The 16,800-nt window shown below is 40.3% G+C and carries 14 protein-coding genes and 1 pseudogene; 8 read left to right on the top strand and 7 right to left on the bottom strand.

Annotated features, from left to right (window positions below; translation table 11 throughout):
• Positions 1 to 238, top strand: a 238-nt coding sequence (locus FJR11_RS11725) for a WD40 repeat domain-containing protein (protein WP_217358227.1), incomplete at its 5' end; no start/stop codon positions are given.
• A 37-nt stretch (positions 239 to 275) separates the two neighbouring features.
• Here FJR11_RS11725 and FJR11_RS11720 read toward each other — a convergent pair.
• A complete protein-coding gene (locus FJR11_RS11720; RefSeq protein WP_168503840.1) occupies positions 276 to 2,657 on the bottom strand; it encodes a phosphoketolase in 2,382 nt (793 codons plus the stop codon).
• Between the two features lie 180 nt (positions 2,658 to 2,837).
• Here FJR11_RS11720 and FJR11_RS11715 point away from each other — a divergent pair, with 180 nt between their 5' ends.
• Entirely contained in the window at positions 2,838 to 3,281 is a 444-nt protein-coding gene (locus FJR11_RS11715) for a VOC family protein (protein WP_168503839.1), read from the top strand.
• Positions 3,282 to 3,289: 8 nt separating this feature from the next.
• Complete coding sequence (locus FJR11_RS11710; protein WP_168503838.1) at positions 3,290 to 3,568, top strand: hypothetical protein; 279 nt, start codon at positions 3,290 to 3,292, stop codon at positions 3,566 to 3,568.
• Positions 3,569 to 3,794: 226 nt separating this feature from the next.
• Here the strand turns inward: FJR11_RS11710 and FJR11_RS11705 are convergent, their stop codons facing one another.
• Positions 3,795 to 5,363 (bottom strand): metallophosphoesterase, encoded by a 1,569-nt coding sequence (locus tag FJR11_RS11705; protein WP_168503837.1) that lies wholly within the window; start codon positions 5,361 to 5,363, stop codon positions 3,795 to 3,797.
• A gap of 65 nt (positions 5,364 to 5,428) precedes the next feature.
• The gene (locus tag FJR11_RS11700) at positions 5,429 to 5,917 is read right to left on the bottom strand and encodes a hypothetical protein (protein ID WP_168503836.1); all 489 of its coding nucleotides are present in this window, start codon (positions 5,915 to 5,917) and stop codon (positions 5,429 to 5,431) included.
• Between the two features lie 165 nt (positions 5,918 to 6,082).
• Here FJR11_RS11700 and FJR11_RS11695 point away from each other — a divergent pair, with 165 nt between their 5' ends.
• A complete protein-coding gene (locus FJR11_RS11695; RefSeq protein ID WP_168503835.1) occupies positions 6,083 to 7,915 on the top strand; it encodes a serine/threonine protein kinase in 1,833 nt (610 codons plus the stop codon).
• Positions 7,916 to 7,922: 7 nt separating this feature from the next.
• On the opposite strand, the pseudogene FJR11_RS11690 reads toward FJR11_RS11695, so the two are convergent.
• The 3 genes and pseudogenes from FJR11_RS11690 to tmk all read right to left on the bottom strand — a co-directional run.
• Positions 7,923 to 8,375 (bottom strand): annotated as a pseudogene (locus FJR11_RS11690) (M48 family metallopeptidase); the annotation flags it as partial.
• A gap of 3 nt (positions 8,376 to 8,378) precedes the next feature.
• Positions 8,379 to 9,332, bottom strand: a complete 954-nt coding sequence (locus tag FJR11_RS11685) for a DNA polymerase III subunit delta' (RefSeq protein ID WP_168503834.1) — start codon at positions 9,330 to 9,332, stop codon at positions 8,379 to 8,381.
• Between the two features lie 2 nt (positions 9,333 to 9,334).
• The gene (gene tmk / locus FJR11_RS11680; protein WP_168504208.1) at positions 9,335 to 9,961 is read right to left on the bottom strand and encodes a dTMP kinase; all 627 of its coding nucleotides are present in this window, start codon (positions 9,959 to 9,961) and stop codon (positions 9,335 to 9,337) included.
• A gap of 231 nt (positions 9,962 to 10,192) precedes the next feature.
• Between tmk and FJR11_RS11675 the strand changes: the two genes are divergently transcribed.
• The 3 genes from FJR11_RS11675 to FJR11_RS11665 all read left to right on the top strand — a co-directional run bounded on the left by FJR11_RS11675 (position 10,193) and on the right by FJR11_RS11665 (position 15,400).
• The gene (locus tag FJR11_RS11675; RefSeq protein WP_168503833.1) at positions 10,193 to 11,749 is read left to right on the top strand and encodes a Na+/H+ antiporter; all 1,557 of its coding nucleotides are present in this window, start codon (positions 10,193 to 10,195) and stop codon (positions 11,747 to 11,749) included.
• Between the two features lie 151 nt (positions 11,750 to 11,900).
• Positions 11,901 to 13,178, top strand: coding sequence for a phosphoribosylamine--glycine ligase (gene purD / locus FJR11_RS11670; RefSeq protein ID WP_168503832.1), 1,278 nt, complete (start codon positions 11,901 to 11,903; stop codon positions 13,176 to 13,178).
• A 191-nt stretch (positions 13,179 to 13,369) separates the two neighbouring features.
• On the top strand, positions 13,370 to 15,400 hold the full coding sequence (locus FJR11_RS11665; protein WP_168503831.1) for a cation:proton antiporter: 2,031 nt from the start codon (positions 13,370 to 13,372) through the stop codon (positions 15,398 to 15,400).
• Positions 15,401 to 15,446: 46 nt separating this feature from the next.
• On the opposite strand, the gene FJR11_RS11660 is transcribed toward FJR11_RS11665, so the two are convergent.
• Entirely contained in the window at positions 15,447 to 15,731 is a 285-nt protein-coding gene (locus FJR11_RS11660) for an RNA chaperone Hfq (RefSeq protein WP_168503830.1), read from the bottom strand.
• Positions 15,732 to 15,845: 114 nt separating this feature from the next.
• Between FJR11_RS11660 and dapF the strand changes: the two genes are divergently transcribed.
• Positions 15,846 to 16,685 (top strand): diaminopimelate epimerase, encoded by an 840-nt coding sequence (gene dapF, locus FJR11_RS11655; protein ID WP_168503829.1) that lies wholly within the window; start codon positions 15,846 to 15,848, stop codon positions 16,683 to 16,685.
• The last annotated feature ends 115 nt before the right edge of the window (positions 16,686 to 16,800 follow it).

The following is a 16,800-nucleotide window of genomic DNA, read 5'->3' as shown; positions in this document are numbered from 1 at the left end:
TGGCAAGGAACTGCAAACCTTCAGTGGACATCTGGACAGCCTTGCAAGTGTTGTCTTCAGCCCCAATGGTAAGACTCTGGCTACGGCTAGTTATGACGATACTGTAATTTTGTGGAATTTAGATAATCTGACTCTAGATCCACTTTTGGTTAGTGCTTGTGATTGGGTAAAGGACTATCTCAAAAATAGCGATGGAGTAGAGAAAGATGATAGGATTTTGTGCGATCGCATTGATTAGGTAGAGACATTTCTGGAAACGTCTCTACATTCTCATCCTAATATGGCCAAGTCCAATCGCGGATTTCTGGCATATCTTCACCGTGTTGCTGGATATATTGCTTATGTTCAATCAACTTATCTTGCAATTTTTGCTTCACATAAGCTGCTTGAGAACCTAATTTTGGGACACGGTCAATCACATCCATAACTAAATGGAATCTATCTAAATCATTCATTACCACCATATCAAAAGGTGTGGTTGTTGTTCCTTCTTCTTTATAACCACGCACATGAATATTCTGATGATTTGTATGCCGATAGGTGAGACGATGAATTAACCAAGGATAACCATGAAAAGCAAAGATCACAGGTTTATCAGTTGTGAAAATAGTATCAAAATCTTTGCTATTTAAACCGTGAGGATGTTCACTCTTCGGCTGTAAAGTCATCAAATCCACAACATTCACAACCCGCACTTTTAAATCTGGGAAATGTTGCCGTAAAATATCCACAGCCGCTAAAGTTTCCAAAGTAGGAACATCTCCAGCACAAGCCATAACTACATCGGTTTCACTGTCTTGATCACTACTTGCCCATTCCCAAATTCCTAAACCTTTGGTACAATGTTTAATTGCCGAATCCATGTCTAAATATTGCAATGCAGGTTGTTTACCGGCAACAATCACATTGACATAATTCCGACTTCTTAAACAATGGTCGGTTACTGATAGCAAAGTGTTAGCATCAGGTGGCAGATAAACACGAATGATTTCGGCTTTTTTGTTAATTACGTGGTCAATAAAACCAGGATCTTGGTGAGAGAAACCATTATGATCTTGTCGCCAAACGTGGGAAGTGAGAAGATAATTTAAAGAGGCAATTGGTCTTCTCCAAGTAATATGACGAGTTGTTTTCAACCATTTGGCGTGTTGGTTGAACATCGAATCAATGATGTGAATAAAAGCTTCATAACAGGAAAAGAAACCATGACGACCTGTTAACAAATATCCTTCTAACCATCCTTGACAAGTGGTTTCGCTGAGGATTTCCATAACTCGACCGTCCGGTGATAAATGGTCATCTTCCGGGAGAGTTTCCGCATCCCAAGCGCGGTTTGTCACTTCAAATAAAGGATCTAAACGATTTGAGGCGGTTTCGTCAGGCCCAAAAACCCGGAAGTTGCGGCTTTCGTCGTTGAGTTTCATAATGTCACGCAGAAACTTACCCGTAACTTTGGTAGCTTCAGCGTTAACTGTTCCTGGTTTCGCTACTTCTACAGCATAGTTGCAGAAATCAGGCATTTTCAAATCCCGCAGCAAAATTCCACCGTTAGCGTGGGGGTTGTCTCCCATGCGACGCTGACCTTTGGGGGCTAATTCTGCGAGTTCGGGAATCAGTTGACCGTTTTCATTAAACAGTTCTTCGGGTTTGTAACTTTTTAGCCAATCTTCCAGCAGTTGCAGATGTTCGGGATTACCAACAACATTAGCAAAAGGAACTTGGTGTGATCGCCAATAATCCTCTGTTTTCTTCCCGTCCACTTCCTTGGGTCCAGTCCAACCTTTAGGAGTGCGTAAAACAATCATCGGCCATTGCGGTCTTTCTTTGCAATCATGTACCCGCGCTTCTCTTTGGATACTTTGAATTTCGGGAATGATTGTATCTAATACTGCTGCCATCTTTTGGTGAACTTCGGCAGGATCTGAACCTTCAACAAAGTAAGGTTTATAGCCATAGCCGATAAATAGGCTTTCTAACTCCCCATGCGGTATCCGTGCTAATACGGTAGGGTTAGCAATTTTGTATCCATTCAAATGCAGAATTGGTAAAACCGCACCATCAGTAACCGGGTTAATAAATTTGTTAGAATGCCAGCTAGTTGCTAGGGGTCCAGTTTCCGCTTCTCCGTCACCGACAACCGCCGCAACTATCAAATCAGGGTTATCAAATACTGCCCCGTAAGCATGAACTAAAGCATAGCCTAATTCTCCCCCTTCATGGATAGAACCGGGGGTTTCTGGGGCGACGTGGCTAGGAATACCACCAGGGAAGGAGAATTGCTTAAATAGTTTTTGCATTCCCTCTGCATCTTGGGAGATGTTGGGGTAATATTCGCTATATGTTCCTTCTAAGTAGGTATTGGCAACAATTCCCGGTCCACCATGTCCGGGCCCAGCTATGTAAATTGCGTTGAGATCGTATTTTTTTATAACTCGGTTGAAGTGGGCATAAATTAAGTTTAGCCCTGGAGTAGTTCCCCAATGTCCTAATAGTCGAGGTTTGACGTGTTCTTGTTTAAGGGGTTCTCTCAGTAGAGGATTGTCGAGAAGGTATATTTGTCCGACTGAGAGATAATTGGCTGCACGCCAATAGGCGTTAATTTTTTGTAATTCTGTGTCTGTTAAAGGTTTTGCTGGGGTTGTGGTTGCTAAGGTCATTTTCAACTCCAAAAAGGTATTTGCACGAATCAGGTTTATTGTAACATCGCTCCTTAATTCCCTACAAAAAGAGGGATTATTCTTGTATTCAATGACTTAGTTAATTTCCCTAAATATTATTGGCTGATATTTGCTAATAATCTTTGATATCTTTATATTAAAAATTATCACTTATCAAAGATGAATAACAAGACAATTCCCAACGGCTACCTCCGCAAAGTCCATCATATCGCTTTTAACGTCCGTGATATGGTAGCATCTCGCCATTTTTACGGTCATATTTTAGGATTACACGAACTCACAGGAGAAGAAGTACCTGCAACATTAATAGAACTGGTCAATACGGGAAAAGTCGCTAATTTTATCACTCCCGACGGGACAATTATTGATTTATTTGGAGAACCAGAATTATTACCACCAGATCCTGATCCTAGTAAGTCTTTTACTAGAGCATATCATTTAGCGTTTGATATTGATCCAGAATTATTTGATCAAGCATTGACGGTAATTCAAGAAAATAATCTAGTCATTGCTTATGGCCCAGTTTCCCGTCCCACTGGTAGAGGAGTGTACTTTTATGACCCCGATGGGTTTATGATTGAAATTCGTTGTGATCCTCATTAAATACCAAAATGGAAAAAGTATTAAAGGTCATTGAAGACGTAATTACTAACCCACCAATTCCCCACGAACCCCAGAAACAATCTTTAAAAAATTGGGCAATGTATTGCTTGCGGGATAGAGGTTTTATAGTTGTTTTTGCCCAAAATGCTGATTTTGCTGTGCAGTTTAAAAATGGGGACAAGTTCTATTTCAAAGTGACTAATAATGCCGATAATTTAGCCAATGATATCAACTGGATCGTTTGGGATGGTATTAATAAAACTACCAATTTGATTCCCCAAGCATAGATTTATGGGCGTTGCTGATAGGCTGCGTGGCGATAGCCATATTGAGGTATGAAATTCCCAAATTGAACCTTTAAAACTCTTACCTTTGCGCCTTTGCGTGAAACTAAAATTCATACCCTTAATCAGCAATGCCGATTTATGATTAATAACCGCAGACTCTGAATTAATCTGCGGTTTTCAACTACGATAGCAGTAATATTTGCCTAATTCGTCACCACTCAGAAGATTAAATTATCAAAGGTTTTAATTGCTGTTCACACCATTTTCCTGCAACTAATTCTGTAACTAGTGGTGTGATGATAAACTTAGCAGGAAAACCCTCCTTGACATCCACACGCACACAAGAATAAGGTTGTCTTTTTTCAAAACCATGACCACTCCGTCCTACATACAACAGCGAATCTGCAACTTTGCGAATAGAAAGATTATTATTATTAGTAAAGGTTTCCAGTAATTCTCCTCCTTCTTGGCGTTGGGAACGAAGACGGCGACCGCTACCACCAGAGATAATATAATTAATATGAGCATCGGCGTGTCCTGTGTTAACTGTCCGCAAATGTTCTAAACAATGAGCGTGTCCGCTAAATACTATATCTACTAATGGGCGTTCCTGGGTAATATTGCCTAAACTTTTCGCTACCTCATCAAAAACCCCCCGTAAACGATGACGGACAGCTAAAGTCTGTCTTTGATTCCATTTACTTCCTTCTGTAACATAAGATGGATGGTGGAAAAATAGGACTCGTCCCCTAACGGCTGAATTTTGCCAAGATGCAATCAATCTATCTTTTAACCATGCCAACTGTTCAAAATCAATATTAGTATTTGTGTGAGATTTTAATTGCTTTTCAATATCAATTTTGACTTCATTAATTTGGTCTAATTTTGCCCCAAGTTCAGCTATTAGTTCGGCTTCGTCAGGGTTTTCGGGATTTAGTTTGTCACACTTCGTCAATATCTGTAATTCTTCTGCATCAATTTCTTGACGACGGGTTTCTAATTCCCGACGGAAATTGTCCCCAGCTTGATTATTGGGTAAAGGATCTGGAGTATTAAAAGTATTAGAATCTAAGGCAAAAAAATCAATCCCACCATAACAAAAAGTATAATAGCGATTAGGTAAACGAGTAAAATTTCCCGGTTGATAACGTAAACACCGACCTTGATCAGTTTTTGCATTATAATGCTGATTTAAATGCTGTTCTAACTCGGCTGGAGAAACTGCCGCTAAATAATCTAAAAATGCTCTAGCATAAGCATCACCTTGATTTGAGCCATGCCAACCAATTTCAATATCTTTATAACGAAACATCTGCCGCAAAGATAAAGTTGGGCCAGTTAGCAACCGATATAGTAAAGGGACATCATAATAATCATGATTACCCAATACTGGTAAAATCGGTAACTTAAATATCATGTGATCATAAGCAATATTTTCTGGGTAATTACCACCAACCAAAAATTCCCGATAAGGGGCAATAAAATTGGCTGGGTAATATTCACGAGAACCCACCATATAAATCACATCACCAGTGTGCAACACAAACCGGCAATCATCACCATGATTTAACATCATTTTGGCAACTTCCCGTTGGGGATGATGTCCAGAATGGGATTTACTCCCAGTATCACCCATCACCATAAAAGAAAATTCTGAACTTTCTTCACTGCCATCATCTATCACCATAGAAGTTTGGTCAATTCCCTGCTGTAAAATACTCGGATGCTGCCACCGTACCCGTTGTTTCATCTTGTGAATTTTGACAGAAATCGCTGGTTCAGAAATCAATCTCATGGCAAAAAATTAGCTAATGTCTAAAGTGATTGTAACTAGAAAATCCTAGTAGTAGGCAATAAGACTCAATCTGCGGGTAAATTAGCAAACACCTGTTTTACCAAGTTCTGAGTTTTATTTTCTAATTGTTGCCAATCTACATCACCATATTCATCAATTAAGCTAGTATCAATATTAACTGCTGGATTCTCTGGACTATAATTCAGAAAACATACTTGATAACACAAATCCCACAAATCTATATTTGCTTGTTGCTGTTGACGTTGTAAAAGCAGGTGATATCCTGGATGGGGCATGGGCAAACTAGCCAGAGTTTTTTTTATTTCCTCTGCTTGTATTGGTGTTGCAGTTTCTATTTCTTGCACTAAGTGAGTGACTAAAGCTTTTGTATCATCATTAGTATTAGCAGGCCAAGTCAGCACATCTTGGTAAGTCCCTTGCCAATTGGATATATCCAACTGCTTGCGAATATTATCAACCACGCGAATAAAAGCAGGTTGCATCAAGATTTCAGCTTGTTCCCATGAGGTAGAATTAGTTATCTTAGGTGGCATAGCTAGTAAATAGGGATACTGATAGCAAAATTAACGATTTGATTTGATGAGAGAACTATACTTTTTATTTAAATCTTTTCTCAAGATACCTGATTTCAGAAAGGGAAATTTGGAGATATTTACTACTAGCGGGAAAATTAAGCTGTAAAGTTGGGGAGGGAAATTATGATAGGAAAATTACTAGATCATCGCTACCAAGTCATTCGCATCTTGGCGACAGGGGGATTTGGTCAAACCTATATTGCCCAAGATACCAGGCGGCCAGGTAATCCCATCTGCGTGGTTAAGCACCTAAAACCAGCTAATTCTGACTCTAACATCTTTACCACTGCTAAACGGCTGTTTAATAGTGAAGCGGAAACTTTAGAAAAATTGAGTAACCATGACCAAATACCCAGACTTTTAGCTTATTTTGACGAAAATAAAGAATTTTTTCTAGTCCAAGAATTTATTGATGGACATACTCTCAATGAAGAACTTATCCCCGGACAGCCTTGGAGTGAATCCCAAGTTATGCAAATGCTGTTGGAAATTTTAAGTATTCTAGAGTTTGTTCACCAAGAAGGTGTGATTCACCGCGATGTTAAGCCCGATAATATTATTCGCCGTGCGGCTGATTATAAATTAGTTTTAGTAGACTTTGGTGCAGTTAAACAATTACGATCCCCCTTGATAATGGTCGGTGGACAACAAACAGCTACGGTAGCTATTGGTACGCCTGGCTATATGCCTACAGAACAGGGTCAAGGGAAACCCCGTCCTAATAGTGATATTTATGCTTTAGGGATTATCGCTATTCAAGCATTAACGGGAGTCCCAGCTAGTCAATTGCAAGAAGACCCAGATACAGGGGAAATTAACTGGCAGCACTTGATTCCTGTTAATCCTGAATTAGTAGCAATTTTAACTAAGATGGTGCGTTACCATTTCAAAGAACGCTATCAAACAGCAACGGAAGCCCTGCAAGCTTGTCGAGAGTTGGTGAATATCACCCCGGAATTTTCCCAACCTCCCACGTCTCCACAAATTATTTATCAATCTCCTCAAACCCTAGCTTCCAGATTTACACAGCAAACAATGGCGGTTTCTCCCGCTAATCATCTTCGTTCTCAACCTGCACCTCAACAATATATTCCCCAAGAATCTAATAAACCTGATCCTTTACCTTTATTAATTGGCATATTATTGGCAGGTGGTGTGGCGGCTTTATTTACAAATATATTTCCCAATTTCAAGAATTTAACTGTTAATTGGACAGGAGAAAGTAGCAAATCCACAAATAAATGTTTGGCTGTAGTTAAGGCTGATTCTAATATTCGTTCTGAACCCAGTGCCATTAATTCTGATAATATCGTGAAAACTTTGGGTGCTGCGAATGAATTTGAGGTAACGGGTAAGCGAACAAAGCGAGGTTGGGTAGAAGTAAAACTTTCATCTGGACGTTTGGCTTGGGCGCATTCTGATATTATTTCTAATAATGATACATGGATTTCTTGTGTTCGGGATAAGGGTTTGGCAATTCAAATTGTAGATGATAGTCCTTTAATTGCATCCCGTCCTGTTCCTTCAGTTTCAGTTAAACCTAATGTAGAAACTCCCCAGCCTCAAGTATCTACACCACCGACTGAAGATAAATCCACAACGGTGGCAAAAGCTAGACAAAAGTTTGAATCAGGAGATTTGCAAGGGGCAATTTCTCTACTAAAATCAACTTCAGGAAATGCTGTTTCTAGTATTAAAGAAACCGTTGATACTGTTAATCAATGGCAAAGTGATTGGGCAAAGGCTGAAGCTTTAGCTAATGATATTAATAAAGCTATTGATAATGGTCAATGGGATCAGGTTTTAGCTTATCGAGATCATCCTGAAAAGCTTCCTAATATTAAATACTGGCGTGATAAATTAGAACCAATGTTTAAACAAGCTGCTGATAATGTTGTTAAACAGGCATTACCCCAGGAAAATAAACCAACTCCCACAGCAACGCCAACAAACTAATGATAACTTAATCCTCATTCAATTGATAACGGTTCAATTGTTCTTTATATATTCTCCAATTGGGCATAAATTTATCCATTAAAGCTTGGAATTTAGCCCCGTGAGTCCGTTCTAATAAATGGGTAATTTCATGGACTATCACATATTCTAAACAGAGAGGATCTTTTTTAGCTAATTCTAAATTTAACCAAATGCGTTTAGCTTGAATATTGCAAGTTCCCCATTTGTTTTTCATGATTTTTATTCCCCATTCATTTATATTCACATTAATTACCTTTTCCCATTTAGCTATTAATGGGGGAATTTGTGCTTTTAATTGTTGACGATACCAAGCGGTTAAGACTTTTTGACGTTGTTCTTTGTCGCTGCCTGGTTTTACCTTGAGACTTAATTCTTCATCTTTTAAGGGAACTCCAGAAGCATAATGATAACGATAAATTAAATTTTTTCGTCCATCCCATAATTAACTTATTTGCGATATCTGAAACAAAGCTAAAAAGGTACATTCCCAAACCAAACGAGGTTGAGCATAACAAAGTAAATATTTCCGAGTTTTTTCTAACTGTTGAATAATTTTCGGTTCATGTATTTGTTGCCAATAATATTGTTGTAAATAATCAATTAACCATAATTGCGCTTCTGTATCTAATTCCTTATCAATTTTCTTGCCTAATTCTAAAGCATGACGATAAGATGTTGGTGTTTTTTTCACCTGTGCAATAAACTCGCTAGGAATAGTTTGCAATTGTTGGTAAGATGAAATCGCATTTCCTGGACTACCAGCAGCTATATTCAAAACCTCTGGATGTTGCAAAATCTCCTCATTTCTTGTTTGCGTCAATACCTGAGTCATAGCCCCAGTATCCAAACGATAAAAAGGTATTTTTTGACAACGGGATACTAAAGTTGGTAACACAGATTCTGGGGAAGGGGCAATTAAAATTAACGTCGCTTTTCCCGGTTCTTCCAAAGTTTTTAATAAGGCATTTGCCGCAGATTCCGCCATAGTTTCCGCTTGTTCTAAAACTATGACATTTCGCGCTGCTTCTAACGGTGGCCGAGATAGAAATTGGGTAATTTCTCGAATTTGTTCCAACCGAATTACTGGTGGTGCTTTGCGTTTAACTCCCTTTTCTGCTGCTTCTGCTGGAGTTAATCTTTGTCCTTGATATTGATAAGTTGGTTCTACCCACAATAAAGCCGGATGATTTCTTTGCTGAATGCGATTGTGTAAAATGGGAATTTGATCAGGTTTTATCGAACTAGAAAAAAGTAATTCAATAAAACATTTTGCTGCTAAACTTCTGCCCACACCTTCTGCACCCACAAACATATAAGCAGGTGCAACTCGGTGTTGTTTCACGGACTGAGTTAATAATTCTACCGCTTGCTGTTGTCCGATTAATGGCGAAAACATAATTATGAAAACAGGCGTTGCTGTAAAATTTCCTGTATACTTTGTTGCACAAAATCTTGACTACCACTACCATCTATCCGCAGAATTCGGGATGGATTGGATGCAGCTAACTCCGTATATCCCTGCTGTACCCGCCGATGAAAAGCAATTGTTTCCTGTTCAATTCTGTCTAGTTTAGCTTGTCCACGTTTGCGCGATAGCCCTACTTCCACATCCACATCTAACCAAATCGTTAAATCACTGGCTAAACCACCCGTAGCAATTTGATTGAGTTGATTAATTATACTCATATTTAAACCCCTACCATAACCTTGATAAGCAATAGTAGAATCAATATAGCGATCGCACAAAATAAATTTCCCTGTAGCTAAATTCGGTTTTAATTCCTCTTCAATATGTTGCGCCCTATCCGCAGCGTACAATAATAGTTCCGTAACTTCCCCTATCGGCCTATTTGGTGACTTCTCCAATAATAATGCCCGCAAATCCTTTCCTAACTCTGTTCCCCCCGGTTCACGAGTCAGCACCACGGATATATTTAAACTTTCTAGCCACTGAGAACACAATTGCATCTGGGTAGTTTTACCACAACCTTCCACCCCTTCAAAAACAATGAATTTACCACTCATGTTGTTAAATTTTGCTACTACTGATTTTTTACCCATCCCTATTGATATAAACTTTATCACCAAAAGCCTGATGGGATAACAAGTACGGAAGAATCTTAATTCTTCTAGATATTCATCATTAATATATTGTTTATCTATGATTTTCGGCATAAAATTTGACTGCAAATATTTCTGGGAGGCACTAATGATTTTTTGTGCAAGTTCGCAATCACCATTCATCCAAAAAATATTATGTCACTAGAATCTGCGGTGGGTAATGCAGTTATTGAAACCAATTTAAAATCCTTCCTTTTGGTACTTTCTGTATCTTTAAGTGTAGCCACACTACCACAAATCTTTGCTTGGTTTCATCAAATTCCCTATACCTTACTGCTAGTAATTGTGGGTTTAGGACTAGCAACAGTAGACGTACGACTAGTCAATCTTTCTCCAGAGTTAATTCTTTCGATTTTTTTACCACCTCTCCTATTTGAAGCCGCTTGGAATTTGAAATGGACGGAGTTAAAACGGGATTTAGTGCCGATTTGCCTTTATGCCGTGTTTGGAGTCGTAATTTCCATTGCAGGTATAGCACTGGGTTTGCATGAATTGACTGGATTGTCTATGACGACGGCACTTTTAATTGGGGCCAGTCTTTCTGCCACTGATCCTGTATCTGTAACTGCTTTATTTAGAGAATTGGGTGTACCCAAGCGTTTGACTACTCTAATGGAAGGTGAAAGTCTGTTTAATGACGGTATGGCAGTTGTTGCCTTTGGCTTTTTGGTGACATTACCTTTAGGAACTAGCCAATTAGGACTGCAACCAATTTTGATTCAATTATTTGCTGTGGTTGGGATTGGGATGGCTGTCGGTGGTCTGATTGGGTTTGGGATTTCCTACCTGACACAACGCTTTGATTTGCCATTGGTGGAACAGTCGTTAACCTTGGTTGCTGCCTATGGGACTTATATTATTACTGAAGATTTAGGGGGTTCTGGGGTAATTGGAGTTGTGACTACAGGCTTAATTTTAGGTAACTTTGGCTCTCGCATTGGGATGAATCCCCGGACGCGGATTATTGTCAGCGAGTTTTGGGAGTTTTTGGCTTTCTTTGTCAATTCCATTGTCTTCCTGCTGATTGGTGACCAGATTCGGTTTGAGACTTTACAAGCCAATTTGGGAACAATTGCGGTGACAGTGGCCGCGATGATATTAACACGAGCGATCGCTATTTATCTTTTAGGTGGTTTAAGTAACTGGTTGGTTAAATCGGAAATCCCTATAGGGGAGCAAACTGTTCTTTGGTGGGGTGGACTGCGCGGTTCGGTTTCCATTGCCCTGGCCTTAAGTGTACCCGCGATTCTGCCGGGACAAGATGAAATTATTGCTACGGTGTTTGGAGTAGTGTTATTTACACTTCTAGTCCAGGGTTTAACGGTCAAGCCGTTGCTAGACAAGTTAAAACTATTGGGCAACCAACCCCTCCGTCAGCAGTATTCGGAAACCGTGGCTCGTCAAGTGGCACTAAATCGGGTACTACAACATTTACAACAACCTGAAAAACGTCCTGGGATTGATCCAGAGTTTTACCGTTACCAAGAAACACTAATTCGGGGAGAAATTGATCGCTTGCAAGCAGAAATAGAGCAATTGCAGGACGAATACCCAGATTTAGTTAAATTTATGTCTGAACAACTGCACACAGAACTACTGGCAATTGAAGCAGATGCCTATGCAGAATTTGTCAGAACTGGTTGGTTGAATAAGGAACTTGCTCCTTTACTACAACAAATATCTGATTCTTGAAGAGGCGACAAAGAAGTTAAAGAGGTTGCGGTATAAGTAGTCAGGACAATAGTAAATTATTAAATTTAATCATGACAATACCTTTCTAGCTTTCACAATTCAAGATGGTATCATATATTCTCGTTTTGCTTGATTAAGTGTGAGGAAATAAGTGAAAGTTTTAGTTATCGGTAATGGTGGACGGGAACACGCCCTAGCGTGGAAATTGCTACAATCTGATCAAATTGAGCAAGTGGTATGTGTACCAGGTAATGGCGGTACTGCAAGTATGCAGGGTTGTCAAAACTTGCCTTTAGCAGTGGATGATTTTGCTGGTATTAGCCAATATGCAGCAGCTAATAATATTTCTCTTGTAGTAGTCGGTCCAGAAGTGCCTTTGGCTGAGGGAATTACCGATTATTTGCAAAATCAAGGCTTAATGGTATTTGGTCCAAATAAAGAAGGGGCGCAAATAGAAGCAAGTAAAGCATGGGCTAAAGCTTTAATGGCAGAAGCAGGAGTTCCCACCGCCAAAGCTGCGGTATTTACGGAAGCATCACCAGCAAAAGCCTACATTCAAGCTGAGGGAGTGCCAATTGTCATTAAAGCCGATGGTTTAGCTGCTGGGAAAGGTGTCACAGTCGCCGAAACCATTGCCCAAGCTGAAGAAGCAATTGAAGCGATTTTTCAAGGACAATTTGGATCTGCGGGTAGTTCGGTTGTTATCGAAGAGTGTTTAGTCGGACAAGAAGTATCTGTTTTAGCTCTAACCGATGGTTTAACCATTCGCCCCTTATTACCTGCTCAAGATCATAAGCGCGTCGGTGAAGGTGATGCTGGAGACAATACTGGAGGCATGGGTGCTTATGCTCCTGCACCAATAGCCACACCGCAGTTAATGGCACGGGTACAAACTGAGGTATTAGAAAGAACTATCACAGCTTTACGGGCTAGGGGCATTGACTACCGAGGCATTTTGTATGCGGGGTTAATGATTTCGCCAGATGGTGATTTTCGGGTTTTAGAATTTAACTGTCGCTTTGGTGATCCCGAAACCCAAGTGATTTTACCAATGCTAGAAACTCCTTTGGAAGATTTGATCTTGGCTTGTGTAGAACAGCGGTTAGCAGATATGCCGCCGATTGCTTGGAAACAGGGGGCTGCGGCGACAGTGGTGGCTGCTTCTGGTGGTTATCCGGGAGAGTATGCCAAGGGTAAGGTAATTACTGGTTTTGCCGCCGCCCAGACAGCCGGAGCGACGGTGTTTCATGCCGGGACAAAGTTAAATGCAGCCCAGGAAATTGTTACAGATGGCGGTAGGGTGCTAAATGTGACGGGATTAGGTGCGGATTTCCAGGAAGCGATCGCCCAAGCTTATGCAGGTATCAAACATATTCAATTTGATCAGATGTATTATCGCCGAGATATTGGTTATCGGGTTTTAGGGTGATTTTTGGGTACATGAATTAAATTTTTTTCTCACGCAAAGGCGCAAAGGCGCAAAGGAAGAAGTGCGGGGACTTGATCACTTTTTGGTGGTCGGTCCAAATTTTTTCTTCTTGTATCCCAGCCCTCCCCGCAAATAGATAAAACTTTGTATGCTGAATCTATATGGTTCTTTATAGTTCTTAATTAAAACTGGTGCAAGAAGATTTTCGGTTAATTGTTGATTTGGTTTCGGTGTTTGCTGTCGCTGCTTGCGGTGGGTTACTGGCTGCGTTGTTAAAGCAACCTGTTTTGTTGGGATATATCATCGGTGGGATGGTTGTCGGTCCCACTGGACTGGGATTAATTAAGGAACTTGTCCAGGTGGAAACCTTGGCTCAGTTTGGGGTGGCGTTTTTATTGTTTGCTTTGGGTGTGGAGTTTTCTTTAACGGAACTCAAAAAGGTGAAGGCCATTGCTTTGGGAGGTGGTGGTTTACAAATTACCCTCACTATTCTTATCACTGTCTTGATATGTGCCGTTACAGGTGTTTGGGGTGCTTTACCCGCTAAAGGTGTATTTTTGGGTGCGATTTTGTCTTTGTCTTCTACGGCTGTGGTTCTCAAATGCCTGATGGAACGCAATGAGACGGAAACACCCCACGGACAGGTAATGCTGGGAATTTTGGTAGTCCAGGACTTGGCATTAGGATTAATGTTAGCTGTATTACCTGCCCTCCATCAACCAGGAGAAGCCATTGGCATCGCTGTGGTCATGGCATTGATTAAAATCGGCTTATTCGCCGCTGGTGCGGTTGTGGCGGGGATTTGGTTAATTCCCCCTTTACTGAGATTATTAGCCAGCACGGAAAGCAAGGAATTATTTTTATTAGGTATAGTCACTATCTGTTTAGGAATTGCCCTGCTCACAGAATATTTAGGACTATCTATTGAAATGGGGGCATTTGTCGCCGGTTTAATGATTTCTGAGGTGGAATATGCTGATGAAACTTTGACTATTGTTGAACCATTACGAGATATATTTGCTAGTTTATTTTTTGCGGCTATTGGGATGTTAATTGATCCAGTATTTTTGTGGCAAAATCTGGAATTAATTCTCGGATTAGTGGCTTTAGTTTTTGTGGGTAAGTTTTTAATTATTACTCCTTTAGTCAAGTTATTCCGCTATCCTTTAAAAACAGCTTTAATTGTTGGGTTGGGACTAGCACAAATAGGAGAATTTTCTTTTGTTCTGGCTAGTGAAGGGCAAGCTTTGGGTTTGGTTTCTCGGCGGATATATTTACTAATTTTAGGAACTACCGCTGTGACTTTGATGCTGACTCCTTTTGTCTTGCGGTTAGTGCCATTTTTATTCGATTTTGCTGAATCTATGCCTTGGCTGAAACCCTACTTGGTAGATGATCAAGCCCGCGATTTTTCGGAAGATTTACCCCGGAAAAATCATATAGTTGTTTGTGGTTATGGACGGCTTGGTAAGAATTTGGTGAAGTTGTTCCAGCAATATCAATTGCCTGTGGTAGTGATTGACCAATCAGAAAGTCGCATTCAGCAATTGCGAGAAGCAGGAATCCCCTATGTTTATGGTAATGCTGTCAGTCTTCATGTCTTAGAAACTGCGGGTGTAAATCAGGCTCAAGGTATGGCGATCTCTCTTCCAGATCCTGCCAGTATTCGGCTATGTTTAAAACGGGCTTTGGAAGTATGTCCAGAATTAGATACGGTTGTCCGTGCCACCCAAGATAAAAATATTGAAGTGCTTTATCAATTAGGTGCAAAGGAAGTCGTCCAACCAGAATTTGAAGCTAGTTTAGAAATGGCAACTCATCTCTTAATTGGTGTGGGTTTGTTACCAGAAGTTGTCCAACAAAAAATGCAGCAAATTCGCCAAGATCATTATTTGGATTTACGCCCTGAACGTTCCGCTGATGAAGTTTCTCAATATTTACAAAAAGTTACCCGTGATCTAAATCGTCGTTGGTATGATTTACCATCAGATTCACCTTTTATTGGCATGAGTTTAGAAGAAGTCAATATGCGTTATTTAACTGGGGTAAGTTTAATGGCTATTCGTCGGGCTGATGGGGAAGAAATTGATTATCCTAATAGTCAAACTACATTTCTTTTAGGCGATCGCTTATTAGTGGTAGGATCAGAGGAAGAACTCACAGCATTAGTCCAATTTGCCGAGGGAAAAATCACTATTGCCAACGAAATAGAGGCAGAGTAGAGACATTCTATCAAACATCTCTACCAGGATTTTTGAAGCACTTCCTCTAAGTCTCTACAGCCGCAACTTCAACATTAGCATTTTGTGGAATTAACCCTCTTTCGCTTACTATATCAGTTTGTGCTTTTATATAGGCGATCGCTTGCTTCCAAACCATAATTTGCTCATTGTTGCCATCGAAAACACATATGCAATTGTGGTCTTGCCAAAATATCCGACCTGTGATTAAATCACCAGTCATTAACCGAAATTCGACTGTGATTTTGTCTTTAATCCACTTTTGCACTTGACGGGTGCTAGGTAGTGATGTATCAAATTGATTACTTGCCATATTTGAGTGATTGGTACTTGGTGATTTGTGATTGCTCTTAAAAAATGACTAATTCCGCAGTTTTTGAATAGGATTAATGTAAGTTTCTTTGATAAATTATTTCAACAAGGCAAAATGGCAATCGAATTTACTAAGTATCACGGACTCGGTAATGATTTTATTCTCATTGATAACCGTTCCTCATTGACACCAGTATTGACACCAGAGAAAGCGGTACAGTGGTGCGATCGCCATTTTGGTATCGGAGCAGATGGTGTTATTTTCGCACTTCCTGGACAAAATGGCACTGATTACACCATGCGGATTTTTAACTCCGATGGTTCAGAACCGGAAATGTGTGGCAATGGAATTCGCTGTTTAGCCGTATTTTTGACAGAATTAGAAGGCATTGCCCGCACCCAAGATAAATATCGTATTCATACCTTAGCAGGTGTGATTACACCCCAACTCACAGATGAGGGTCAAGTCAAAGTAGATATGGGTGAACCTCGGTTACTAGCAGGGGAAATTCCCACTACCCTAGCACCTAGTGAGTTTCAAGTTATTAATCAACCCTTAGAAGTAGCTGGGAAAACTTGGGATGTTACCTGTGTGAGTATGGGAAATCCCCACTGTATCACCTTTGTCGAAGATGTTGCGGCGATTAATTTAGAAAGCATTGGCCCCCAATTTGAAAGTCATCCCGTATTTCCTAAAAAAACTAACACCGAATTTATTGAAATAGTCAATCGTAACTATTTGAAAATGCGCGTTTGGGAACGGGGGGCAGGAATTACCCTCGCTTGTGGAACCGGTGCTTGTGCGTCCTTGGTAGCGGGAGTATTGAATGATAAATGCGATCGCACTGCTACTATTGAACTACCCGGTGGACCCCTAGAAATTGAATGGTCAGAAATTGACAACCGGATTTACATGACAGGCCCTGCTGAACGGGTGTTTACAGGAAAATATTAAATTCCGCCTGATCGGTTGAGTAAGATACAAAAACCCCACCCCCAACCCCCTCCCCGCAAGCGAAGAGGGGGCTATAATTTTGGGTTAAGCGACAGCCCAACAACCTACGTAATTC

It is taken from the genome of Anabaena sp. UHCC 0187, assembly GCF_009712035.1.
Classification (GTDB): domain Bacteria; phylum Cyanobacteriota; class Cyanobacteriia; order Cyanobacteriales; family Nostocaceae; genus Dolichospermum.
This window is presented reverse-complemented; position numbering and strand designations above follow the sequence as displayed.